Below are 24,739 nucleotides of genomic sequence, written 5' to 3'. Positions count from 1 at the left end.
CCTCACGGACTCCCCCGACATGGGCCAGCTTCCTGCGTGATTGGGACAGGTCCCTGCGCGCCGCCGACCACCCGGCCACCACCCGGTACAACTACCTACTCGCCGCCACCCAGTTATGCGGCTTCCTCCGTACATTCGGCCACGCCCGCAGCGACGCGGGCCGAGACCCGCTCGCCGTCACGAAAGCAGATATCGAGCGATTCCAAGTCTGGATGATCGAAACCCGGTCGGCGTCGACAGCGCTGAACAAGCACAAGAGCCTGCAGCAGTTCTTCAGTTGGCTGGTGGCCGAGGAGGAGCTCGACGTTTCACCACTGGCTCGCGTGCGGCAACCCCGCAAGAGGAAGAAGCTCATTCCGATCATCGGCGAGGACGAGACCCGGAAGGTGCTCGCCGCCTGCGACCGGCGTACGTTCGCTGGTGCTCGCGACGAAGCGATCATCCGCATGTTCGTCAACACCGGCGCACGCCTGTCCGAGGTAGCCGACCTCACGCTCGACGACATCGACATGTCGCTGGACACCGCTCTCTACCACGGCAAGGGCGCCAAGGACCGCAAGGTGCGCTTCGGGCCGAAGACCGGCCGAGCGCTCAGCCGTTACATCAGGATGCGCGCCCTGCACCGCGGCGCTCCGTTGCCTTCGCTGTGGCTGGCAGAGAAAGGCGCTGCTCACCTGAGCGACAACGGCATACAGATGATGCTCAGGCGTCGAGGGAAGGCGGCCGGCGTCGAGCACCTGCACGCCCACCGCTGGCGGCACACCTACGCCCACGAGTGGAAACGCGCCGGCGGCGACACCGGGGACCTGATGGTGGTGCTGGGCTGGTCCTCAGATGAGATGCCCCGGCACTACGGCGCCAGCGCGGCCGCCGAACGCGCTCAGGAAACCCAGGCACGGCTGAGGATCGGCGAGGATGTCTGACTCCCCCGATTCGCTCGAGTCCCGGACTGGTCTAACTGCCGCCCAGCGTCGTCGACGCGCCCGGGTCGCCGTACACACCTCCTGGGCCAACACCGCCGATCGGTCGGCACGGACCGCGCCTGCCCGGCAGGCGTTCCGAACCAGGTTCGAACGTCAGGTCGACCCCGACGGCACACTGCCGGCCGAGGAACGCACCGAGCGTGTCAATCACGCGATCAAGGCCTACATGCTGCAACTGGCCGAACGATCAAGCCGCTCACGGCGGGCGAAGTGACCCCCGCGAGGGTGCGCTCCACGCGGAGCGCACCCTTTACTGCGCGGCTGGCCAATCAGACGCGCTCGCCGATGCCGAGCCGCTGCTGCGTCTCCAGTGCGCGTTCGGCAGCGGCACTGCGGCCGTAATGCCGGGGCATCGCATCTGAGGTCCAGCCGAGCACAAGCATGAGATCGCCGGTGTCGGCTCCGGCGCGTTTCCACTCGTGGGCGTAGCTGTGCCGCCACCGGTGGGCGTGCAGTCGTTCGATGCCGGCCTTCTCACCCAGCCGCCGAAGCATGATCTTGATGCCGTTCGGGGCGAGTCGCCGGCCGCCGCGGTCGGCCAGCCACAGGAACGGCAGCTCATGGCCCCGGTGAGTCGCCCGAGCCCGCAGGTACCGGCTCAGCGCTCGGGCGGTCTTCGGGCCGAACCGCACCCGCCGGTCTTTGGCACCTTTACCTCGGAACCGCACCGACTCTGTGGCGAGGTCGATGTCGTCGAAGGTGAGGTCGCCGACCTCGGACAGGCGGGCGCCGGTGTTGCACAGCAGGCGGATGATCGCGTGGTCGCGCAGGTTCGCGAAGGTCTTTCCCTTGCACAGGTCGAGGACCTTCTTGGTGTCGGCGTCACTGAGCACCGGGATGAGCTTTTCCGGGGTCTTGGGCTTGCCGACGCGGTCCATCGGCGAGCGGTCCATTTCCTCCTCGTCGATGACCAGCCATTTGAAGAACTGCTGCAGGGCCTTGTGCTTGTTCAGTGCCGTCGACGCCGACCGGGTCTCGACCACCCAGGCCTGGAACGCCTCGACCTGGCCTTTGGTGACCAGGGTCGGGTCGTCGGCCGCGGCGTCGGAGTCGAAGTCGGGCGCGTGCTCCTTCAGGTAACGCGCGAGCTGGGCGGCGGCCAGGACGTAGTTGTAGCGGGTGGTGTCGGGGTGGTTGCGCGAGCGCATGGTCCGGTCCCAGTCCTGCAGGAAGCCGGCCCAGGTCCGCGGGAGGCCTTCGAAGACCTTTGCGACATTGAGAGTCGTCACTTTGCACCTTGCCTAGTCAAGGGGTCCACCAACGGTGTACTCGACTTCGGCCGACGATCCTGGTACACGAAAAGAGGGCTTCCATGGTCCGTGACCAGCGGAAACCCACTTCGCTGTCGGGCTGGCCGGATTCGAACCGACGACCCCTTGACCCCCAGTCAAGTGCGCTACCAAACTGCGCTACAGCCCGTTGCCGAGATGATCTCTCACCGCGGCAGCCCGTACAGCGTAGCGCACTCTGAACCCGGGCGCGCACACGGCCCCCATGTCCGTTTCATGGCAGTTCTAACGGGTGATCAGACCGCTTTGTCTAGATCATTCCGAGCCTTGGCGCACGGGACTGACCCCCTGAACAACTAATTCAGTACACGGCGGTCGAGGTGCCCTTGACTCGAGCCGGGTGACCATCGGGCCCACCACAGCATGATCAACGCCGTTCGACGCCACTCGGAGCCGTTCGGCGTCCGTTCGGGGAGCGGCCGTGCTCCCAATTCTGCTCCCCGCTCCCCCACCGCCGATCGCGGCCACACGCGGATTCCACCGATGCAGACATCGCCCGCAGTCTGCATCTCGGGTATCGACCTATGGCCCTGTCAGCGCAGCGAAGGCGGCTCTACCTGCCGAGATACAACTCACTGAACGATGATTTGTCAGCCATCGCGAACCGCTGTCATCCGCCGACAGCTCCATGATCGTTATCGCTGTCAGCGGACCTGGGTCGAACGGACCGCTGACAGCTCGCATCGACCGTCCGATGCCGATGGCGTTCCTGACCTGCGGATATTCACCTGTCAGCAAGTCTGGACCCTGCTGATGCTCTGACGTGCGCCGTTGTCAGCGCATGACCGCATGCGCTCTGACCAGTGCTGTCACTGATTGTCAGCGACGTGGCTTGTTCTGAAAGCCGATCCCCGCATCGAGCGGGGCCACGGCAAGGAGGAGCCATGAACACCGACACCTTCCGCACCAGCATCGGTCGCGTCGCACAGAACTCGCCGCTCGGCGAGGTGCAGCGGGCCTTCGAGGCGCTGACATGCCAGCCGTCGCCGCTGGCGCTGGACTGCCGACAGTTGCCGCCCGAGCTGGGACTGCCGGAGCAGCACGTGCCACTGGACGAGCTGCGCGACCTGCTGCTCGACCGCGCGACGTCGTACGCGGCACGGGACGCCGTGTGGTCGCTGCTGTGCACCGCCGCGCAGCAGTGGGGCCGACACTGGATCCTCGCGGCCACCGGTATCGCGCTTCCAGGACTCCGACGGGCCGCCAAGCGGCTCTGCGCCGGCTACCGCGGTGAGATGCCGACGTGGAATCCGAAGTCCTCACCGGGTTCCTCGAGGCGCTGAACACTGCCGACCCATCGCGCGACCGGCTGGCCGCGCGGCTGATCTGGGCGGGCAGGCGCGCAGGCACGCATCTGGTGTGGGCCGACGCCCGCCACGAACAGGCCAAGGCCCAGACGGCCGAGTCCCACCTCCCTCCCCCGCTGTACGGTCATCCTGACCTTCTGCTGGGTCGGGCCGTCGCGCAGAACGTCATCTCCGCCGAGATCGCGGAGCTGATCGGCGCCACCCGCCTGGACGGCGTATCAGTGGACAAGGTCGCTCAGCGCTTCGACGCGACCGCGCAGATCTTGCGCATGAGACGGAGAAGGGGCGAGCTCCGCCTGCTGGAGGCCGTCAGGGAGGGCCTGCTCAGCGGTGCGCCGTAGCCGGTTGCACTGGCCAAACAGGACGCCTGCGCTGCGCGGTCGGCGGCGGTAACCGGGTTGCCGGGTGCAACGGCGGTTGCGGCGGCACCGCCGTCTGCCCGCAAACTGCTGTTGCACAACGCCGCCGTCGCGGTAACCGTGTTGCCGCGCCGCCCGGGCGGGGCGTAACCGCGTTACCAGGCACTCGCATAGCGCCTGTGGCCGCTGTCAGCGGTGCGAGCCTGACAGCGCGGGCCTGTCAGCGGCGCTGTCAGCGCACCGCCCGAGCCGGCGAGCCGCCCACGGGGCACCGGACGATCGCCGAACATCGGGGCTCTGACCTGCGCTGTCAGCGCGCGGGCACCGGCTGTCAGCACAAAGTCCGATGTGGCGACGTTCGAAACCGCTGACAAAACCTGATTCCCCATTGCCTCACCACGCTGCCCGACGTCGGTCGCCCGGAAGGACACCGCTCGCAGCGGCTGTAGCTGATGTTCTCACGCCTCGCGCTGCAGCGCACGGCCTACACGCCCACATCCGGCCCCACCGCTGGCGCCGACTCCATGAAAGGACACAAGCCGTGAACATCCAACCGCCCATCACCCTCGAGACGATCACGAACGCCGTCCGCTGGCTGGGCGACCGGCCCTGGCTCGGCGTCCTGGCAGGTGCCGCCGTGCTGGCGTGGATCATCGCGACCGATCTGCTTCACGGCTGGCGCCACCGGCGGCTGTCGGAGAGTGCGACGCTGCTGACCATCGCGCCGCCGCCGCAGGTCGACACGAGCTCCAGCGGCGCCTGGTGGCAGGCGCTGTCCGGAGTGCTGACCCCGTCACCGCTGCGGCGGATCGTCTACGGCACCCCGCACGTCGTGTTCGAGTATACCTGGCAAGGCCGACACCTGCAGCTGCGGCTGTGGGTACCCGGCACCGTCCCGGCAGCGGCAGTCCAGTCGGCGATCCGCACCGCATGGCCCGGCGCCACCGTCACCGCCGCGCCCGGCCGCCGCGCCGATCCCCGCATCAGCCACCGTGGCCACCGGCGGCCGCCTACACACCCGGCTGCCCGACGTCCTGCCGCTGCGCACCGAGCACGCCCTCGACCCGGTACGCGGGCTGCTCGCCGCCGGGGCAGAGACCCGCACCGGCGAGCACACCGTCGTACAGATCCTCGCCCGGCCCGCTGCTGCCGGCCGGGTCCGTAGCGCCCGCCGCGCCGCGCACGCGATACGCACCGGGCAGGCCGCGCCGTCGGGAGGAAACCTCCTGGCGCGAATGCTGTTCGCCCCGCTGCTTTGGTTGATCGAGATGTTCCTGCCCGGGCCCGCCAGCAGCCATACGGGGTCACAGGCACAGCGACGTGATCCGACCTACGACCGCGACGTGCGTCTGATCCTGGACAAGGCACTGTCGGGGCCGGTGTTCGAGGTCGACGTCCGCTACATCGTGGCCGCCACCCCGACCGGGGTCGGCAAGCCTGACCGTGCCGTACGCGAGCGGCTGCGCCAACGGCTCAACGGCCTGGCCCACGCCGTCGCGTCGGCGTTCTCCGCCTACTCCGGCCGCAACAGCCTGCACCGACGCAAGCTCGCCCGACCCGTCACGGTGGCCGCGCTCCGGCGCATGAGCGGCGGTTTCCTCGCCGGCATCGACGAGCTGGCAGCGCTGGCCGCGCTACCGACCGACCTCGCCGTCCCAGGTCTGCAGCGCGCCCGCGCGAAGGCAGCCCCGGCACCCGTGGCAGTGCCGGCGGGCGGTGGCGGCACCAAGCCGCTCGGCGTGGCCCAAGACGGCGGCCACAAGGTCGCCATGCCCGTCGCCTCCGGCAGCGAGCACATCCACCTGATCGGTAAGACCGGCTCGGCCAAGTCGACGCTGATCACGCACATGGTGCTCGACGACGTGCGCAACGGGCGCGGCGCGGTCGTCATCGACCCCAAGGGCGACCTGGTCAACGACATCCTGTCCAGGCTGCCCGACGACGTCGCCGACCGGGTCGTGCTCATCGACCCGGCCCAGGACGCCCACCAGTGCTTCAACCCGCTCGACGGCGACGACCAGCAGCTGGCCGTCGACAACATCGTCGGGATCTTCGGGAAGATCTTCCACCGGTTCTGGGGACCCCGCATCGACGACGTGCTGCGAGTGTCGCTGCTGACCCTGCTCAAACACGACGGCGTCACCCTCAGCGCCGTGCCGCCGCTGCTCAACAGCGACCAGTTCCGGGCCCGGTTCACCGCCGAACTCAACGACCCGGCAGGCCTGCACGGGTTCTGGACCTGGTACGACTCGATGAACCCCGGCCAGCGGGCGCAGATCATCGGGCCGGTCCTGGCCCGGCTCCGGGCGTTCCTGCTGCGCGACTTCGTACGCGCCACGATCGGGCAGCCGAAGTCGTCGTTCGACCTCGGCAAGATCCTCGACGGTGGTCTGCTGCTGGCCCGGCTGCCCAAGGGCGTGCTCGGCGACGACACCTGCCGCATCCTCGGCAGCCTGCTCATCGCCAAGACCTGGCAAGCCGCCACCGCCCGCTCCGCCCTGCCGGAGCAGCAGCGCCGACCGGCCATGATCTACGCAGACGAGGCCCACAACTTCCTGAACCTACCCTCCCCTGTCGGGGACATGCTCGCCGAAGCCCGCGGCTACCGCCTCGGCATGCTCCTGGCCCACCAGGACCTGTCCCAGCTCCCCCGTGATGTCGCCGCGGCGCTGCACGCCAACGCCCGCAACAAGATCTTCTTCAACGTCGCGCCCGACGACGCCAGAGTCCTGGCCCGCCACGTCGAGCCTGAGCTCGACGAGCACGACCTGTCGCACTGGACGCGTTCACCGCCGCGGCCCGCCTCGTCGTCGGCCACGACGAGCTGCCCGCCTTCACGTTCACCACCCCGGCCCCAGCTCCCGCGCGAGAGTCGGTCTTTGCACTGCGGCAGGCTCTTGCGGCGACTCACCCGGCGCAGCCGCCCGCGAAGTGGGACGTCATCGCCCGCGGCGTCAGCCGGGACGAGCAACAACGCCGCAGCCAGCGCACCGCTCGCCGGGTCGGCGGCAGCGGCGGCACGGATACCGACTGCGACAACGGTCAGCGCTGACAGGACCTTCACCGGCCCGTCGGTGCATCCGTCGTTTAGTCCGTCGTCGTGCTGGCGGGCCCGGCGCACCGGATTGGCTGCTGATCAGGGCGTACGTCCTGCGACTTGCTCCCTGACAGCGGCCGAACACCACATCCAAATCCTATCGGGATTCCCCCAAGGGTAAGGAGCACTCCAATGACCATCCGCACCCCGTCACAGCGAGCACTGACCGCCTACACGGTCGCCGCCGACCGGCTCACCGCCCGCGACGAGCTTCTGCTGCGCTGGCTGGCAGACCACCGCGTCCTGACCACGACCCAGATCACCGCCGCGCTGTTCGGCTCGGCACGCCGCTGCCAGGCGCGGCTGGCCGACCTACGCCAACTCGGATTCCTGGACTGCTCCATGCCCCGCTCCGGCCCCCGCGTCCACGGTGAGTCGCTGCCGCGGCACGGCTACCATGGCGCGCCGATGCTGCACGTCCTCGGGCCACACGGCTACACCTGGGCCGCCGCCCGCGACGGCACCCAGCCGCTGACCGAACGTCGCGCCAAAGCCCGCAACGCCGCGATCATGCACAGCCACCACCGCGAGCACACCCTCGGCGTCAACGGGTTCTTCATCGCACTCGCCGCCCACGCCCGCCGCACCCACGGATACACGCTGCTGCAGTGGCTCAACGAGGAGCACGCCGCCCACGGCCTGATGGGCGTCCGCCCTGACGGCTACGGCGAGTGGCGCACGCCCGAAGGCAGCGCCGAGTTCTACCTGGAGTACGACACCGGCAAGGAGCAGTTGCACCTGCTCGCCGAGAAAGTCGCCGCGTACGCCGCCGTGGCCGACTTCGGGCTATCCCGCCCGCCGGTCGTGTTCTGGCTGCACTCGCCACGACGGGAGCGCAACCTGCATCAGCTGCTTACCAGCACGGGGTGGTCGGGGTATCCCGTCGCGACCGGCCTGCACGGCAGCGACCCGACCGCAGACAGCCTCATGGTCGTCGGAGGAGGTTCTGAACGGGTGCGCCTCAACGAACTCGAGAATGAGGTCGGAGGCTTATGAGAGGTACTCGGGTGTGCGCTGCCCCCGCCAGCAGCGCACGCTGAGCGATTAGCTGCTCAGCGGCCGAGCGGGGAACCGTTGCGGCATGCCCTCACGATAGGCAGCCACGAAGTTCGGATCCATCCCTTCCTCGCGCACACGACCCAGGTCAGGCCAGCGCTTCTTCGCACCCTGACGCGTCATCTTGACCGCCCGGCCCAGGTCCGGGTAATCCGCACCGGCCCGAGCCGACGCATGCGCCAGCAGGTCAACGAACCAGCCGCAGCGGCGCCGCAACACGTCGTACGACGTAACCATGCCCAGCCTGCGACCCAGCTCGCCGTCCCGCTGCAGCCGGTCCGACCTGGTCAAGACACTCGTCATCGCCTCGGCCAGCTCCACCAGCTTGTCATCCAAGATGATCCACTCCTCTTCGGTGAACGGCTCGTACATCTTCACCTCCCTCCACGTACGAGCAAGTACCTTGACGATCTCCCATGGCAATCCGGCATGTCAATGCAAAGCGGAAGGAGCTGGAGGTAAGGCGTACCGAATGCCGAACGACTCCAGGCCGTGATCATGCACAGCTCGAGGAGGTGGAGACTCACGACATGCCCAGGTCGCAGGAAGCGAATAGATCGTCGCCAAAAGATGATCGACAGAACACAGGTCCAGGGCGCGACCCTCTGGTACAGGTCTCAGCCCAGCGACGTGAATCGCGCTGGCTCGCGCAGCACCGTCGCGGCGAAATCCACCTCCGCTAGTCTTGCGGCGAGTGTCGCTACGGCCAACCGGGTTGGGAGGGCGATGCTGAACTTGAGTCCTGCGAGCGCCTTGTCGTCGATGTCCGGAAGGCAGATCCGCTCTACAGCGTCAGCCACACCGGCGAGCCACTGTTCGCGTGTGAGGTCGGCTCTCAGCCGGATTCGGATGTCGTCGTAGCTCTGAGCGGGGTCGACTAGGTCATCCAGGGTCGCAGTAAGGGTGGCGTTAGCGCGGAAACCGGCCCATGTCCACCAATACAGGTTCTCGTTCACCGTACGCGCGACGACCGTGCCGCCGGGGTGTACGACGCTGACCGCGCCATGGCGCATCTCCTTAAGACGGCCAGCGGCTCGATGGGTGAGGCTGACCGGCGGGTCTTCGCCGAGTAGTACGCCCCGCATGGCACGCACCAGGGGGTGTGACAGCCCTTCTGGAGCTCCGCTCGTCATCCACAATGCCTTGCCACCTGCATCAGCCGACTCGACGAAGCATCGGCGACGACTCCAGTCGATATATGTGACACGCCAGCTGCGGCCCGCGAGCAGGAGCAGCCGTGGACCCTGCACCTTCTCCGTGAGCAGAGCAGGGTCGGTTCTGCCGATCTCGGTACGCCCCGCCAGCACCGTGAACTGCGGCGGTGCAGCGAACACGGCTGTCATCCCCATGAAGTGCTGTCGACCGAAGCGCAGCTCAGCCTCGGGCCCGATGAAGAGCATCCCGCCGTCGGACTCCAGGTAACCCTGCTCGAGGAGGTGCCGCACGATCACGTCAGCGCTGCCATCGAAGGGCGCCAGCCCGTTCCACTCGTCCTGCCAAAGACGGTCACCTACCCGCTGTTGCTGCAGGCAGAGCGCCAGCAGCTGCTGCGCAACGATGTGCCGCGGTTCGGGCGGCGGGACGACGGCCTCCACCCAGCCACGTCCCCACAGGTTCAGCAGCCCGGCAGAGCGCAGCAGTCCGGGGTCATCCAGAGCCAGGAACAGGCAGTTCCGGCTGCTGCCGGGGCGCCGCCCGGTGCGACCGATGCGTTGCAGGAACGCGGCGACGGTACGTGGAGCGTTGATCTGAACGACCCGGTCGAGGTCACCGACGTCGATGCCGAGCTCCAGCGTGCTGGTGGAAACGATGACGCAGTCTCGCTCCTGCGCAAATGCTTCCTCGGCGCGCCTACGCTCCTCCGCGGACAGAGAGGCGTGCGACAGAAACGTAGTGACGCCGTGACCTCGCAACTTCTGCCCTAGCTCCTCGACAAGCGCGCGGGAGTCGCAAAACACCAGCCGCTTCTCGCCACGGTGGAGACCGGCGATCACCCGCGCCGCGTTGTCGACGGAGCCGACGTAATCCAGCTCGACCTCGCCAGGAGGCCGAGCAGGTGTGGCCGTTGCCGTGGGTGGTGGAAGATCAGGTGTGATTACCCTGGCCGGGTGTTCGCCGCGGCCGGATCCCTGCAGCCAGTGCAGCAGCTCGTCGGGGTTTCCTACGGTGGCCGACAGACCCACGCGTTGTACGGGTCGACTGGCGACCTTGCCGAGGCGTTCGAGCACGGCGAGGAGGTGCCAGCCGCGGTCGTCAGCGGCGAAGGCGTGTACCTCGTCAACGACGATCGCACGCAGTTGCCCGAAGAACTCGGCGTGGTCGACATTTACGCTGACCAGCATCGACTCCAACGATTCAGGTGTGGTCAGCAGGACATCGGGTCGTTCCCGCAGTATCCGGCGGCGTCGGCTTGTGGTGACGTCACCGTGCCAGAGAGCAGCCCGCCGCCCGAGCCACGACGCGTACTGTTCGATACGCGGTAGCAGGTTGTTGAGCAGGGCCTTGAGCGGGCAGACGTAGAGCACGGTAGTGCCGTGCCAGTTTTCCTGCGCCATCCGCGACAGCAGGGGGAACACGGCCGCCTCTGTCTTGCCACCAGCCGTCGGTGCGAGTAGCAGTGCGTCGTGACCGTGCAGCAGCGGCTCGACGGCGGCTTCCTGCAGTGGCCGGAGTGCTGGCCACTGCAGTGAGTTGACGATGTGGTGCAGCACCACGGGGTGCAGCAGGTCTGCGGACACTCAAACGTCCAGCGGGATCTCGTCGGCGCGTGTGGCGTTGCGCTCGAGGTCGGTCATTTCCGCGGCGGAGACGGTCAGCGCGTAGTGCTGGCGGGGGTCGAAGTCGGGGAACTGGTCGACGCGATCGAGGACCTCCCCCACTAGTTTCTTGAGGAAGAGGCGCGGTGCGACGCCGACTTTGCCACCGAGGTTGCCGGCGACCGCCCGCGCGAGTGCGGCGAGGTAGCCGTCGTCCACGAGCGCGTGCACCCGACCGCCTGCGCTACTACCGTCGGCGTAGAGGTCGCGAACCCGTCCGCCCAACTCGACCAGTGAGTCGACTGTGAAGCCGGGCAGGCGGATCTGGACCGCGCGTGGATTGTCAAAGCGCGCGTCAGTCGTGAAGTCAACGGCAAGACGCTGCGCCAGCGGGGCCAGGCGCTGCACGCCTTGCGGCCCGTCGTAGAACGCAGGGGTGCCGGTGATGATGAGGTAAAGACCGGGGAAGCGCCCTGAATGCACTTCGTCGATGAGCTGGCGCAGAGCGTTGAGCGCCTTATCCCTGGCGTCCGACCGGACCCGCTGCAAGGTCTCGACCTCGTCGAGCACCAGGAGAAGGCCGGGGTGTCCGCTGTCACGCAGCACCACGAGCAGGCCCTGCAGGAAGCTGAGTGCGGCGAAGTGATCGAGGTCGCCGCGTACGCCGGCGACGCGGCGAGCGGCAGCGGCGACGTGTGGTTGCCCGCCGAGCCAGGCCAGTACGGCTTCGGCGGTGGCCGCGTCGCCGCCCGAGTAGGCGGTGCGGTATCCGCGTAGTGCGGCGGCGAAGGCCGGTGCGGTGCGGCTGACGGCGGCGAGCCGTTGCTCCAGCAACTCGCCGACCGCGTGATCGAGTGCGTCGCTGTTGGTGCCAGCGGAAGCGTCTGCTGCTAACGCATCTTCTTCGAGGGCGTAGAACCAGCCGTCGACGACCGGCCGCATGGCGCTGGGCGCGAAGGTCGCGGTCATCAGGCGTTCGGTGAGCCGACGGTACACGGTTTCGAGCTTGTGCAGTGGCGTCTCGTTTTCGGAGATCTGCACCTCGGCGGTGGCGAGGTTGGCGCGCTTGGCGCGTTCGGCGACCCAGCGGGTGAAGAACGTCTTGCCGGAGCCGTACTCGCCGCGGATGGCTTTGAAGACGGAACCGCCGGTGGTGACGGTGGCGAGGTCCTCGTCGACGGAGGCGGTGAAGCGGTCGAGCCCGACGGCGAGCAAATCGAGGCCCGCGGATGGGACCGCTCCGCGGCGCAGCGCGTCGATCACCTCGCGGCGCCGGGCAGGGCTGACGCTGTTCACGATGTTGCTCCGGGCAGACGGAACTGCAAGCGCAGCAGCCGTTCGTCGAGGCGGGCGGTGCGTCCGTTGTCGGTCAGCGACAGCACCGGGTAGTTGTCCACGTTGAAGATCCGCTGCAGGGTGACGACGAAGCCGTTCGCCCGCGCCGGTGCCTCGCCTGCCCGCTCCGCGAGGACTGCCAGTGGCAGCACGCCGTTGGCGTCGAGAAGGGCGGTGAGCGCCGCTTGGACCTTCTCGATGGGAAGGCGCCGTGGTGTCAGGCCGTGCTGTGCCTCGAACAGTTCGTTCGCGAGCAGCGCGGTGATCAGCTCGACGTTGCCGTCGGTTGCCTGTGCAGGTGCTGGCGTAGCAGGCACATCGAACAGGGCCTCGGCAGCGGGGGCAGCAGCCGGCTTACGGCGCGACTTCGGTGCCGGCGTAGTGGTCGCCGGAGGGCGGGTGTCCTTTACCGGCGAGGGCTGCCACCAGTCGGGCTGCGGGACGTCGAGCGGTGCCCAGCCGCGCGGGATGTCCGTGACGTTGGGCAGCAGGAACGCCATCAGCGGGATGGTGACCTCGGCCAGGGAGGCGCCGCCGTGGTAGCCGGCGCGGCCAGGCCGGTAGCGCCGCTGCGCGTCCCACAGCGAGATGATGCGGTTGCCGGGTGCTAGGACGCGCGGGCCAGCAAGTTCGATCTCGCCATCGACGGCCGGTGTCGTGCCGGTGCGGTGGCGGGCGGAGGCAGCGTCCGCGGCGCGGACGAGTTCGCTGCCACGGTCGAGCACGTGCCCGTGGTCACTGGTGATGATGACCGCGCGGCCGGAGGATCGGGCGAGGTCGAGCAGGCTGCGCAGGAAGCCAATGTCGCCGATGCTCCAACCTGCGTCGTAGCCCTCACGCCCGTACGCCAGGGACTCGTCGATGGTGTTGATGACCACGGCCACGACCGTCGCAGCCGGGTCGGCCACGGCCTGCGCCAGGCCGCTGGCGAGGACCTCACCTGCACCTCCCCGGCCGGGACCCTTGTGGAAGATGCGGGAGTGTTTGCCCCACCGGCCCTTGGCGAAGACCTGCACCTCTGTGTCCTGGTCACCGGTGGCCAGGCAGCCGGAGAACAGGGAAGTCCGTGACACTGCGGTGAGGGTCGGTAGCGCGGCGACGACGGCCCGGCGGCGGGCGGGGCAGTCGCCTGCAAGCGGATCGTATTCCACCCAGTGCTGGGAGAGTTCATCGGCGAGCTCGACCGCGACCGCGGCGCTCATTCCGTCGAGGACCACCAGCAGGCTGGGCCGGTCGGCGCGCAGCAGCGGGTCAACGACCGTGGGCAGCAAGTTCTCGACGGTCAGCAGGTCGCCGTCGTTGCCGGAGCCCACCCAGGCGGCGAGCCGGTGCGCGAAGGCCGCGTCGAGTTCACTGCGGCGGCGGCTTGCCTGCTGGTGGATGTCGCGGAACGCGGCCTGCAGCCCGGGGTGCAGATCGTCACCAGCCCACACGTGGTTGAGCGCGACGTCGACCCAGCTCCACTGGGTCAGCTGACGATCCACGCCGTCGGCGACGCTTGCCAGCGGCTCGACCGACGAGGCGAGCCACTGCACGAGCCGCTGCGCCATACGCACGCGGCGGATGCGCTCGGCTTCGGGCTCGGCGAGCTCATGCTCGGCCAGGTGCACCACGGCGGCGGCGAGTGCCGGCTCGTCTCGGCCGGCTGTTGCGGCCTGCAGTGCGCTGGCGGCGACGCCGATCCGGTGGGCGAATCCCGACCTAAGGATGCGACTGTGGCCTGCGCAGTCGGCTGCACCGAACTGGATGAGCAGCTCCTCGGCGCGGTCGAGCACGGCGTGTCCCTGCCGGCGTACGGCCGCGTCGCGTGCGGGTGCGGCGAGCATCGCGACGACGGCATCGGTCGTCGCCGCGGCGAAGCTCTCGATGGTCTGGTCGTCGCGGTCGAACCGGCCGAAGTATTGGTCGATGCGTCCCTGTGCACGTGCGGCGTCGGGGCTGACGGTGGTCCACAGCGCGTCGCAGACCAGCCCGAGTGGCAGCGCGTCGGTGCCGTGCCCGGCTGCGATGAGGGCGAAGAGGGCCTTCGCGGGCCGCCCGAACCGGTCGGTGAGCCAGCGCGCGAGCCCGTCTCGTTCGGCGGGGCGCAGCAGCTGGAACGCTTCGATGGCGCCTGGCAGCGCGCTCCAGCGCAGCAGCATGGCCACGTCGAGGTCGTCGGGTTCCGCGCCGAGGCGGTGCAGGCCGAGGCGCACGGCCGCGAGGTGGCGTAGCGCGACGTCGCGGGTGAGCACGGCGGTGGTGAGTTTGGGCCAGCCCGCGGGTGGCATGGCGTCCAGCAGCGCCTCACCTGCCCAGGATTCGGCTTCCAGGGCCGCGTCGGGCTGTTGTGCGCCAAAGGCGTCGACGACCAGGTCCCACGGCTGCACCGTGATGACGCGCTGCCGGAAGACCCGGCTGAGCACGCCGTGGCCGAGCGAGGACTCGGCGACGTCGGTGAGCAGGATCAGCACCTCGTTGCCGCGGTCTGAGGCGACCTGCTCCCACACCGCGAGCGGCGATACGCACGGGACGACCCGGGCCGACCGCCCATCGGTCAGCGGCAGTTCCCGGTCGTGCGGCCAGGCCGGTTCCGCACGGACCACCACGATCGGGTATGGCTCTGCGGTGTGGTGCCGCTCGAGCTGCTGTCCGACCTTCTGCCGCAACGCGACCGGGTTGATCCGCAGCAGGTGCTGGGCTGGTGCCGTCGTCACGGCACCACCTTCCAGGTGACCTCGATTGTGGCGTTGGCGTGCTCGACGGCGTAGGCGCTGAGTTCGGCGAGGACGGTATCGATCTGACCTGCGCTCACCCGGCGAGCCTGCGCTCCGGAAGCCGGTGGGGGCGGCGGAGGCGGCGGAGGCGGATTCGGGGGAAGGGTCGCGCGGCGCAGCAGCTCGGTCGCGTCGGCCTTCGCCCGCTGCAGCGCCCCCGCCAGCGGCGTCGTGAGTTCGTCAGCCCGTGCTGCATCCCGCAGCGCACCGAAGATCACTGCTGCCTCGCGTGCGTACGGCTCAGGCAGGGCCGCAACGATCTCGAACGTGTCCCACGGCGCTGAGCTCAGGGCGCCGGACACCGATGCGGCGCTCTGGATGCTTCGCCCAGCCCGGTCGGCGGGTCCGCCGAGATCGGTTTGTGCGAGCCGCTCGACCGTCTGCACCGCCGTCGTACGGGCTGCGAGTTCGTCGAGCAGGCTGGCGGCAGCGCGGGCGGTGGACAGCCGACCGGCGGGCGCGTCGGGGTCGATCTGGAGCCACTGCGCGTGCTGCTCCAGTCGCGTGACCAGGTCGCGGGCGGCCTGGCGGTGCCGCTCGGCCTGGCTCGCCAGATCCCGGGCGAACATCCCCACGACACGTCCGCGACGCAGCGCCAGCGGCTCGAACCCGAAGAGGGCCGCCGAACGCGCGCGAGCGGTGTCCCAGTCTGCCTCGCTGGGCAGGCGCTCCTCACGCAACCGGTGCTCAGCGCTGATCTTGCCCAGCTCCGGCGCGGGCACGACCTCGCTGCCGTGTAGGTAGAAGGAGCGGTCCGCCTGTTCCGCGAAGACCGCGACGACGAGCTGGGCGACGATGGGGTCGAGCCCTCGGGTGTTCGGCTTGTCGATCCAGCCGAGCAACTGCGCCACCGTCAGCTCACCGTGAACGCCGTCGGCGGCCGCGCGGTGGTTGAAGTGCTGGACCCACTGGTTCTCGATGACGAACGCGGCCTCGTGCATCTGGCCGAGTTGGAGAGGGTTGGCGATGCGGCGCATGGTCGCTCGATGTGTCCGCTCCACCTCGACCCGGCCGTCGGGTGACTCCACAGCCTGGCGGATGTAGTCCAGGACGGTTTTGACGTCGGCGAGACGCACCGGCTCACCCTTGCGGTCGGGGTCGAAGTCGGGGTGGCCGGGGAACTGGATGCTCAGCATCTGGTCGCCGAGGCCGCGCAGCGCGTCGGCGAAGGCTGCCCCCATCGGCAAGGTCAGATGCAGGGTGCGGGTGAGCGACAGCAGGTGGTCGTCGAAGCCGATCTTCACGTCGGTCGCCTGCTTGGCGGCAAGCCCGTATGCCTGGCGCAGCACGCCGCGCAGTTTGTTCAGCAGGCCCAGCCGCTGGTTAGTCAGCGCGGCGTGGGCACGGCGGCGGTCGTCGACGCTGAGGTGGGCGGCGTGGGTGTCGAAACGCTGACCCTCGAGAACCTTGTCGATGATGACCAGCTTGCCCAGGTCGGCGAGGCGCTCAGCGGTAAGCGCCGCCGGAATCCAGCAAGCGGTCTGCGCTGCCATCCGGTCGGTGAGCTGCTGGACGCGCTGTCGGTCGTCCGCGGGTCCGTGGTTGCCGCTGTCGAACGGGTAGTCGATGATCAGACGCCACCGGGTGGGGTCGTCCGGGGCGAACTTCTCCTCCCGGATGTCGTCAGGATCGCGCACGTTGCCGTACACGAGCTCGATGCTGCGCGGGCTGCCGCGCCAGACCAGCTTCGCCTCGGCGAACAGCGTGTCACTCCACGCCACGCCGAGCTGCTCCCACAGGAGGTGCTGCACCATGATCTTGCGAGCGCCGTCATTGTCGTAGTGCTTGGCGGTAGCCAGCACGCTGTCCACGTCGACGCCGACGAGCTCGATCGCGACCACCGGGTCGTCGCCCTCACTGATGCGGAGCTCGGCGAACTGCCCCGCCCAGTCGGCCAGCTTGCGTGCCACCTGCGCGACCTCACCGCCGGGAATGGGGCTGGTGATGCTGCCGTGGTTGAGAGCGGACAGCCGCCGGGCGGTCAGGTTCCGCAGCGCGGGCACGCTCGGTGCCAGCGCGCCGAGCAGGAGGGTCTTGATGAGCCGGTCGTCGCCAGTGAACGCCCTCACCCTCGCGGTATGGTCGGCTGCCATCTCCGCACCCCGCGCCGCCCGCTCGAGGTCCTCCTCGGTCAGGGAGTACTGGCCGAGCAGGTGGGGGCGCAGCTTCACGTCGTACAGCTTCTGGGCCGTCTCGAACTCGACCTTGAGCTTCTCCGTGAATGGCTGGTCTCCGCCGCGGCTGATCACGTCGTAGAGGTCGCCGAGCGGCACCAGCTGCCCCAGGCGCAGGGTCTCGCGCCGGTCCACCAGCAAGTGACGCATAAGCTTCAGGGCGGTGCGGGAGCGCTGCAGCGCGCTGGACACGTGCACCAGCGTCGAGATGAACGCGGGACTGAACGGGTACGTCGCCCGGAACGCGTCGAGGTCGGCACCGCTGGCCGCGTCGGAGCCCAGCAGCGTGTCCCGCACCTCGCTGCGCACCTTGGTAGTGGCTTCGAACGCACCGGCGATCGCCTGCGCGGCTTCAGCGTCGCGGGGCTTCAGCAACCGCCGGCGAGCGATCTCCGGCAGGTTGCGGTCCTCCAGCTTGATCACATCGAAGCGGCCGCTGGCCAGGTTAAGCGTGTCCTGGTAGCTGAGCTCGTTGGCGCCGGTGACCTCCTCGCCGACCAGCTCGCGCAGGTCGCGCTGGCGGGCGATGAAGCTGATCACCGGAATCGGCCGGCGGGTGCCCCCACCCTCCACGAAGTTGGTGATCTTCTGGATCTCACGGGAGACGAACTGCTGGTCCCCGATCGAGTTGGCCAGCCACAGGATCAGCTCGTCGAGGAAGAGGATCAGGCCGTCGTAGCCGAGTTCCTTGGCGTGCCGACTGATCTCGGTCAGCCCCCGGTCGAGCGAGATGAACGCCTCGGCGTCCTCGCGTGCGTTGCTGAAGAACCCCTTGTTCCAGCTGACGAGCAGGTCGTTGACGAGCCGGCGGCGCAGCGGGTTGGAGTAGTCGGCGGCGAACGCCTCGTCGAGCCGGACGCCGGTCCAGAAGGTTTCGCTCTCGCCCCACTCGTCCTCGGCGTCGCCACCGGGCAGGCCCTCGATGAACTGCGGGTCGCCGATCTTCTTACGCAGGTCGGCCGCCTGCTCCAGCAGCGCGTCGGTGCGGTGTACCGACGGGATCGGCGCACCCGGGTGCTGGGCCAGCACCCGGTCGACGTAACCGCCCAGCACCCGCTGCTCCAGTGAGCGGGCATCGAGGAGGTGGTAGGGCACCAGCAGAAACCTGCGCCCGTCCAGCCAGGCGCTGTGCTTGGCGATCAGCGGTGCGAACTCGTCGCGCCCGCGAGCTGCCGCCTCACCCCGCAGCAGCGCGTGCAGCACCGCCATGAAGTGTGACTTACCGGACCCGAACGAGCCGTGCAGGTACGCCGCCTTCGACGCCCTCCCCTCGACCGCGGATCTGATCAGGCCCAACGCCTCGTCGAAGTTGCCCACCAGCCGATCAGTGATCACATACTCACGCAGCGTCGACTCGGCGTCAGTGACGCTCTCGGCAAGCTTGAGCACCAGATCACTGGCACTCGTGTGCTCGGGAATGTCGATGAGCTCACGAAGCAACGGCGGGGCGGCAGGCTGCGACATGCCCATCACCGTAGCGGGCCGGTACGCCACGCGCTGTTCACGGTGCCCGACCGGCGTACCGAATGTCCGGACCGTTCACCCGATGATCCCTCATGCGACCGAACCGACGATAGACCGATGCGAATCGGCGACCCGGACTTCGACCTTGCCGTCGACCACACTGTCAGCTTCCTACGTCAGCGAGCACGGACGGCTCGTGACGAGGCGGACGCACGTATCACCTACCGCCAGCTCAGCGATCATCTCGCCGAGCACGGACTCGACGTTCCCTACCACGGGGGTCCGATGCCGCACATCCTGGAACACGCATCGCGCCGCGAGGAAGCCGAGAATCGCGGCATGATCTCCGCGCTCGTCGTCAAGAAAGACCAGGGCGGGCGGCTCGGCGAACCCTACCCAGGTTTCCACCGCCTCGCCCGGCAGGCGCCCTTCAACCGGCCACGCGGCGACGACCTGGGAATGTGGCTGCAGGAGGTCCGCCACGTCATCGACGCCAACCGCGACGCCGGCGACGAACCCCAACACGGGCGCCTGGTGACCCTCGAAAACCTCGGCGCCTGGATGTTCACCTGCAATCCCGGCAGCTTCGACTTCGCCACATTCCTCGACTGGGGCGGCAGCACGATCGACAGCTGGTCGGTCAAGCCGACGTACCGGACATCCGAGGTGCTCGCCGCCGGGCAGCGTGCGTTGCTGTGGGTGTTCGGCAACGACAACGACGATCCCACGCCCGGCGTGTGGGGCGACGGGGTCATTCTCGGGCCCGCCTACCACGACGACTCCCCCGACGAGTCGGGCCTGTGGATCGATGAGAAGAGGTCGAGTCCGAGCCCCTACGGCGTCCCAGTCGACATCCGGCTTCTCAGCCGACCGATCACTCGGAAGACGCTGAAGGCAGATCCGCGACTCGCCCGCATGGAGGTGCTCCGCCAGCCCCAGATGGCCAATCCGCTCTTCGTCACCGCCGACGAGCTCGCCGCACTTGAGGAGTACCTGCCCCCGCCCCGAGACGTCACCGTCACCGCGTCCGGCGCCGGGTTCGGAAGCCCAGCGAACCGCGCCGCGGTGGAGCAGGCGGCGATGGACGCGGTGAGGTCCCACTACGAGGACGGCGGCTGGACGGCCGATGACGTGTCGGCACAGTGCCTCGGCTGGGACCTCACCTGTACGTCACCGACCGGAACGGTCCACCTGGTCGAGGTCAAAGGCGTGAGCGGCGCGAAGCCGACGATCCTGCTCACGTCGAACGAGGCACGCGCGGCCAAGCAGGAACCCGACTGGCGGTTGGCCGTCGTGACGACGGCGCTTTCCACGCCGACGCTGCGTATCGTCGACGGCCCGACGGCGATGGGCGCAAGCCGCCCGTTCCTCCACCAGGTCGACCTCAGCAAGGCAGACTGACGCCGGCTGCAGGCGGTACGCGATCGCTGGAAGACGACAACCGACCCTGAGATGCCTCAGCCGAGGCATCTCAGGGTTCAGGAACAGATCTAGCTAACGGACCTGCGCCCCCGAGCCGCCTTCGCCGGCTGCCACGACGCCAATGCGTCTTCGGTGAGGTGCAGCCGGCCAGCCGTCTCCGCCAGGAAGCTGGCATAGATGTCTGCCGGTGAGGCGCTCCAGATCGGGTCGAAATCCTTGTGCCACTGGCGCACCCAAGGCAGGACCTCCCGCAGCCCCGCGACCAGAGGCGTGAGCCGGTCGACGTCCCAGCCGTCCTCCTGCTCACGTGCGACGATCAGCGTGGCGATGGCCTGAGCCTGCTCCCGGTGATCCCAGCCGGCCCAGCCGATCAGCAGCGAGGAGTCGCCGTCCCTGGACGCGCCCGGGTATGAGATGAACCGCTCCTTCGGCACGTCCAGCTTGCCGCGGTGACGCCAGTAGCTGCCCTTCAGGAAGTCACCCGAGGCGTACTTCGGCGGCACGGGGATGCCGTCCCGGACCGCTCGCTTCGCCTGCTCGTCCGGTTGCGCGTCCTCCTTGCGCTGCAGTTCCCACACGTGCTCCCAGTCAGCACGTTTGACGAGCCCGGACTCCTTGTATCGCAGCGCGGCCAGGAACGGCACATGCTCCTCAGCGATCAGATCGGCGATCACCCGGCCGAGGTCCTGGCCTGGTGCGTAGATGTCGGCGACACCGAGTACGTCGGCGTCACGGCGCAGCTCGTCGGCGAGCTGTGCGGTGGTAAGCGGCCGCGGTTGTTCGAGGCCGTCGACGAGGTGATACCACAGCTCACGTGCCTCGCATCGATCGAGGAGCCAACTGCGCAGCGCGTCGGCCTGCATCGCATCCCAGCCGTCGGTGGCCCAGCGGCGCTTGCACTCCGGCCGCTCGATCAGCGCGATGTTGCGGTTCGATTCGATGACCGCGATCCGCTTCTCCACTAGTGCCCGGTAATCGGCGGGCCAGTGCGCGGGCAGCTCGGTGATCGGCGTCGAGCCGTGCCGTTCGAACCACTGCGTCTCCGCCTCGCTTCTCGCCAGCACGATCTCGAATGCCCGCTGACCCAGCGCCAGCTCTGGCGGGTTCGCGGCGGTTAAAGCCTCGTCGAGCAGCCCGTAGAGCTGGTAAACCTGCCAGTCCAGCTCCTCTTGGAGCGCGATCATCCGCGCCCGGATAGAGACATACTCGGCATGCGCGGTAGCCAGCCGCTCCCGTGTCGGCACCTCGGACTCCGCCACCGCCGCCGAAGTCACGCCAGCAAGCCGCTGCGCCAGCCCATCCAGCTCCCGCCCCAACTCCAGCGGGTATAACGTCGGCAGCGGAAATTCCTCCAGCTTAGTTCCCGTGAACTCGTAGCGCTCCATCCAGTCCTCGGGCTGGATACCTCGTCCAACGCCGCTGCCGGATTTGCCTTGGCTGACCTGCTTGAGCCAGAAGCAGGCGGTCGAACTGTTGAGCACGCCCAGCAGCCGCAGGTGATCGTCCTCGCTCGCCGAGTCCGGCAATTTGATCACCGGCGCGTGCCGATTGAATAACCTTCCGCCCCGGTCAAGGACGAAGTGGTTGTGGGTCGCGACAACTGCGAACGAAATTTTGAACGATGCCGACCATCTGGCGGGATGGAAGTCCGAATATTCGAACCAAGTTAAGCCACGGTCTTCCTGCGTCCCCGAAAGCGCCTGTCGCGACTTCAGCTGTGGCTGAAACATCCACAATAAACGAGCGGCAGCCTGGCCGATTCGAGCCGTTGTTCCATCCGGAGCATAAGGAAATATGCATGGCTCTGAGCTCAGCAGAAAATCTCTGACAAAGGTTCCAGTCACGAATGGAACAACTCCAGTATCAGAACTGATTGTCCGTGCACGCGAATGGCCGACAAGATAGACATCGTCCGCCCGCGTGACTGCCATGAAGCCGATGTTCTCAACAGTGTTCCGCATCATGGTGCAGGCACCTGAGGAAATCAGTTCCATGACATCGATTGCGCCGCCACCGCTCAGACTCCAGGGGAAAGTAGCCAGCACGCTCCTCGACAGATTCGAAACGCTGACCCAAGAACTTTCTGACCCTGGTACATTTACTTGGTTGACAATTGCTCGCCATACATGGCCCTCGGCCGGATTTGCGGGCGCAGCTGGTTCGCCCCGAACTCCCAAGACAGCCCGAAGCGTTTCTGCTCGCTTCTTCTCTTTGCGACGGCCGACCAAGATGACAGTTGGGGTCCCATGTCCCGGAATATAAGCACCCGAAGTGTCAATGACATGGGTAAGCTCGACCTTATGGGCAAAAAATCCTTCAATTAGCTTCTTGCCAAATTCACGCTTCATGAAGGAATTTGCTGTGATCTGACCAACGTATCCGGCACCGCCCCCGTCCTCTCCGACACGCCTCGAGAGTTCGAAGAACCGCTTCGCGAACGGAACCGACAACGCGTATTGTCGATGACATACGTCGCGATACATTTGCCTATACGTGGCATTTGCCGCTTCATCACTGACGGCAACATATGGGGGATTACCCACCACTGCGTGGTAGGTATTTTCAGCCAGGATTCCTGGGTGTTCATGGACGTCCTCGGTCACATAGTGAAACCCGGCAAGTTCGTCAATGCCGCCGAAGAGGTCGAGTTGCCGGTGCTTGATAAGGGAGTCACCGATTGCAAGATGGAGTGGAAAATCGTACGCATTCGCGTCGTCTAGGGCCTTAAAGTCGCAGGCCTTCAGCGCCGCGATCAGGAGGCGGAATCGGGCAATAGCCACGGCGAACGGGTTGATGTCGACGCCATGCACAGCGTCAAGCGCCAACTTCACCCGCTCGTAGATGTCGCGGTTGGGGGCGTGCTCTTCCCACTGCTTCAGCATCCGGTCGAACGCGCCGAGCACGAAGTGCCCTGACCCGCACGTGGGGTCGATCATCTTGACCACGTCGTGCCCGAACTCGTCGATCGCCGGGGTGAGCGTGAGGTCGAGGATGAACTCCTCGACGAAGTCGGGCGTCTGCAGCAGTGCGTAGGTCCTGCGGGCGGCCTCAGACAGATCCTGGTAGAGGTCGCCGAGGAACCGCGTGCCCCAATCAGGGTCTGCGAAGTCGTGTACCAGACCGCCGTCCTCGCGGCGCCGGCGCCAGAAGCCGATCAGTTCCTTGGCGGCATCATGCGACACCGGGATCTGGAACAGCGGATTGTGCCGCTTGTTGAACAGCGAGCGCCCGGCCTGCGTGCCGGCGATCGCGTCGAACCCGGCGAGCAGCCAGCCGCGCAGGGTTTCCTGCGGCTTGTCGCGGAAGAACTGCGCCTCCGCCTCCTCGGCCAACACCAGCCGGTCACCCGAGCCGGCCAGGAAAGGGTCGCGGAGCAAACCGTTGTCCTCGCAGAAGCGCACGAACACCGTGCCGAGCACCCAGGCCACCGCGACCTGGGTCACCCGTTCGTCCCGCCAGGCAGCCCAGGTTGCGGCCGTACGCTCGACCTTGAAGGCGCGGTCGTATTCGCCTCGCAGCCTGCCGCGGACCTCCTCGACCGTCTCTACCTGCTCGCGCAGGTCCGTCTCTAACGATTTGACCTGCTTCTGCAGGTCGGCGAGCAGCAGCTTCGGGTCGATCACAGGCAGAGCTTAGTCGTCACCTCCGTACGTCGGTGTCACCCGCCAGAGCAGTCACGGCCTCCACTCAGCCGTGCCTGCGCCCCTATGATCGGCCGGTGGATAGGTCGACCTCGCAGCGGATCTATGCTGCCCGCGGTACGGTGCTCGGTCTGGTGCTGGGCAGTTCGGTCGGTGCGCTGGCCGGCAATGTGCCAGACGATGAGCCGTTGCAGGCCACGAGCGGTGGGCAGCTGGCTTGCTTCACCGTCGATGGCCTGATCCGCGCGGATGTCCGCCTGTCTCACAAGGGCATCTGTTACCACCCTGGTGTGGTCTGGCACGCATACCATCGCTGGGCTACGGCACAGCGCATCGCTGGGATCAAGCCATGGAGCGATGAGAACTGGCCCGATGGCTGGCTGGTACACGTACCGGTCTTGGCCCAGCGGCGCGGTTCGGCACCGGCCACGGTGGCGGCGCTGCAGGGCAAGAAGTCCGGCACGATCGAGGAACCGGTGGGTTCGAGTATCGGCGCTCATGCAGTCGTTCGGAGCCTTCCCGCCGCGCTGTTGCCCGATGAGGTCGACAGGGCGGGTCAGCTGGCCGCCGAGATCGCCGCACTGACCCATTGCGGTGAGGCTGTGGACGCCGCCGCCGTTGGCACCATGATGATTCACCAGGTCAGCAGAGGCCGGGGCATTGCGGACGCCGCTGCCTTGGCCGAGCGCCAGTGGCCCGCCGCGGCCGGCAAGAGCCTTGCTCTCGCTGCGGCCCAGGCTCCCGCCGCCCAGCCTGCGGTGCTGTCACAGCTCGCTTCCGATGCACGGGCCACGTCCGCCCTCGCCGGTGGAGTCTATGCCGCAATGTCGTTCCCCGAGCCTGAACGCGTACGCGACGCGTTGCTCTTCGCCGCATCGGCCGGTGACGGCGGCCATGCTGCCGCGGTCGCGGGTACCCTCCTCGGCGCGATGCACGGTCCCAACGCGCTTCCCGTCGACTGGCTGTCACGCCTGGAGCTGGCGTGGGCAGCCGACACCCTTGCCCAAGACTTTGTGCGCCAGATCACCGAGAACCCGTCAGGAAACCTGTACGGCGAAGCCGACGATCCGCACTGGTCGGACCGATACCCCGGTTGGTGA

At 67.8% G+C, this 24,739-nt stretch carries 15 protein-coding genes and 1 tRNA gene; 8 read left to right on the top strand and 8 right to left on the bottom strand.

All coding sequences use genetic code 11. The features are described from left to right. Together Cba03nite_RS36095 and Cba03nite_RS36090 are read left to right on the top strand one after the other, a co-directional pair. Window positions 1-923 (top strand): tyrosine-type recombinase/integrase (locus tag Cba03nite_RS36095; RefSeq protein ID WP_203756460.1); only part of this gene is annotated, 923 nt, incomplete at its 5' end. After that, a complete protein-coding gene (locus Cba03nite_RS36090) occupies window positions 916-1,197 on the top strand; it encodes a hypothetical protein (protein ID WP_203756455.1) in 282 nt (93 codons plus the stop codon). The genes Cba03nite_RS36095 and Cba03nite_RS36090, both read left to right, overlap by 8 nt. A gap of 55 nt (window positions 1,198-1,252) precedes the next feature. On the opposite strand, the gene Cba03nite_RS36085 is transcribed toward Cba03nite_RS36090, so the two are convergent. Both Cba03nite_RS36085 and Cba03nite_RS36080 read right to left on the bottom strand, forming a co-directional pair. Further along, window positions 1,253-2,212: a tyrosine-type recombinase/integrase gene (locus tag Cba03nite_RS36085; protein WP_239126275.1), complete on the bottom strand. Its 960-nt coding sequence runs from the start codon at window positions 2,210-2,212 to the stop codon at window positions 1,253-1,255. A 116-nt stretch (window positions 2,213-2,328) separates the two neighbouring features. Continuing rightward, window positions 2,329-2,402, bottom strand: a tRNA-Pro gene (locus Cba03nite_RS36080). A gap of 754 nt (window positions 2,403-3,156) precedes the next feature. Between Cba03nite_RS36080 and Cba03nite_RS36075 the strand changes: the two genes are divergently transcribed. From Cba03nite_RS36075 to Cba03nite_RS36060, 4 genes are all read left to right on the top strand, one after another. Further along, on the top strand, window positions 3,157-3,555 hold the full coding sequence (locus Cba03nite_RS36075) for a hypothetical protein (RefSeq protein WP_203756454.1): 399 nt from the start codon (window positions 3,157-3,159) through the stop codon (window positions 3,553-3,555). After that, window positions 3,516-3,920 (top strand): hypothetical protein, encoded by a 405-nt coding sequence (locus Cba03nite_RS36070; protein ID WP_203756453.1) that lies wholly within the window; start codon window positions 3,516-3,518, stop codon window positions 3,918-3,920. Before Cba03nite_RS36075 ends, Cba03nite_RS36070 begins: the two co-directional genes overlap by 40 nt. A gap of 1,010 nt (window positions 3,921-4,930) precedes the next feature. Next, window positions 4,931-7,156: a type IV secretory system conjugative DNA transfer family protein gene (locus Cba03nite_RS36065; RefSeq protein WP_239126274.1), complete on the top strand. Its 2,226-nt coding sequence runs from the start codon at window positions 4,931-4,933 to the stop codon at window positions 7,154-7,156. Window positions 7,157-7,167: 11 nt separating this feature from the next. Beyond that, window positions 7,168-8,031: a replication-relaxation family protein gene (locus Cba03nite_RS36060; RefSeq protein WP_203756452.1), complete on the top strand. Its 864-nt coding sequence runs from the start codon at window positions 7,168-7,170 to the stop codon at window positions 8,029-8,031. A 48-nt stretch (window positions 8,032-8,079) separates the two neighbouring features. On the opposite strand, the gene Cba03nite_RS36055 is transcribed toward Cba03nite_RS36060, so the two are convergent. The 5 genes from Cba03nite_RS36055 to pglY form a co-directional block, all read right to left on the bottom strand. Further along, window positions 8,080-8,463 (bottom strand): hypothetical protein, encoded by a 384-nt coding sequence (locus Cba03nite_RS36055; protein ID WP_203756450.1) that lies wholly within the window; start codon window positions 8,461-8,463, stop codon window positions 8,080-8,082. A gap of 245 nt (window positions 8,464-8,708) precedes the next feature. Further along, window positions 8,709-10,829, bottom strand: a complete 2,121-nt coding sequence (locus Cba03nite_RS36050) for a DEAD/DEAH box helicase (RefSeq protein WP_203756448.1) — start codon at window positions 10,827-10,829, stop codon at window positions 8,709-8,711. Further along, complete coding sequence (gene brxD, locus Cba03nite_RS36045) at window positions 10,830-12,143, bottom strand: BREX system ATP-binding protein BrxD (RefSeq protein WP_239126273.1); 1,314 nt, start codon at window positions 12,141-12,143, stop codon at window positions 10,830-10,832. Continuing rightward, a complete protein-coding gene (gene pglZ, locus Cba03nite_RS36040; RefSeq protein ID WP_203756443.1) occupies window positions 12,140-14,878 on the bottom strand; it encodes a BREX-2 system phosphatase PglZ in 2,739 nt (912 codons plus the stop codon). The genes brxD and pglZ overlap by 4 nt, the downstream gene beginning before the upstream one ends. Continuing rightward, window positions 14,875-18,576 carry a BREX-2 system ATPase PglY gene (gene pglY, locus Cba03nite_RS36035; protein WP_203756441.1) on the bottom strand — a complete coding sequence of 1,234 codons (3,702 nt, stop codon included), beginning with the start codon at window positions 18,574-18,576 and terminating at the stop codon, window positions 14,875-14,877. The genes pglZ and pglY overlap by 4 nt, the downstream gene beginning before the upstream one ends. 117 nt (window positions 18,577-18,693) lie before the next feature. Here pglY and Cba03nite_RS36030 point away from each other — a divergent pair, with 117 nt between their 5' ends. Beyond that, window positions 18,694-19,977 (top strand): protein NO VEIN domain-containing protein, encoded by a 1,284-nt coding sequence (locus tag Cba03nite_RS36030; protein WP_203756439.1) that lies wholly within the window; start codon window positions 18,694-18,696, stop codon window positions 19,975-19,977. An 89-nt stretch (window positions 19,978-20,066) separates the two neighbouring features. On the opposite strand, the gene pglX is transcribed toward Cba03nite_RS36030, so the two are convergent. Then, complete coding sequence (gene pglX, locus Cba03nite_RS36025; RefSeq protein ID WP_203756430.1) at window positions 20,067-23,621, bottom strand: BREX-2 system adenine-specific DNA-methyltransferase PglX; 3,555 nt, start codon at window positions 23,619-23,621, stop codon at window positions 20,067-20,069. A gap of 95 nt (window positions 23,622-23,716) precedes the next feature. On the opposite strand from pglX, the gene Cba03nite_RS36020 reads away from it, so the two are divergent. Next, entirely contained in the window at window positions 23,717-24,739 is a 1,023-nt protein-coding gene (locus Cba03nite_RS36020; RefSeq protein WP_203756427.1) for an ADP-ribosylglycohydrolase family protein, read from the top strand.

Origin of the sequence: Catellatospora bangladeshensis (assembly GCF_016862575.1) — a bacterium.
Lineage (GTDB): Bacteria > Actinomycetota > Actinomycetes > Mycobacteriales > Micromonosporaceae > Catellatospora > Catellatospora bangladeshensis.
The sequence above is the reverse complement of the archived record's forward strand: the minus strand, read 5'-3'. Positions and strand labels throughout refer to the sequence as shown.

Coding starts and splice junctions, on each gene's coding strand:
- pglY (WP_203756441.1), bottom strand. CDS start 18,576: ATGTCGCAGCCTGCCGCCCCGCCGTTGCTTCGTGAGCTCATCGACATT.
- Cba03nite_RS36075 (WP_203756454.1), top strand. CDS start 3,157: ATGAACACCGACACCTTCCGCACCAGCATCGGTCGCGTCGCACAGAAC.
- Cba03nite_RS36060 (WP_203756452.1), top strand. CDS start 7,168: ATGACCATCCGCACCCCGTCACAGCGAGCACTGACCGCCTACACGGTC.
- Cba03nite_RS36030 (WP_203756439.1), top strand. CDS start 18,694: ATGCGAATCGGCGACCCGGACTTCGACCTTGCCGTCGACCACACTGTC.
- Cba03nite_RS36090 (WP_203756455.1), top strand. CDS start 916: ATGTCTGACTCCCCCGATTCGCTCGAGTCCCGGACTGGTCTAACTGCC.
- Cba03nite_RS36055 (WP_203756450.1), bottom strand. CDS start 8,463: ATGTACGAGCCGTTCACCGAAGAGGAGTGGATCATCTTGGATGACAAG.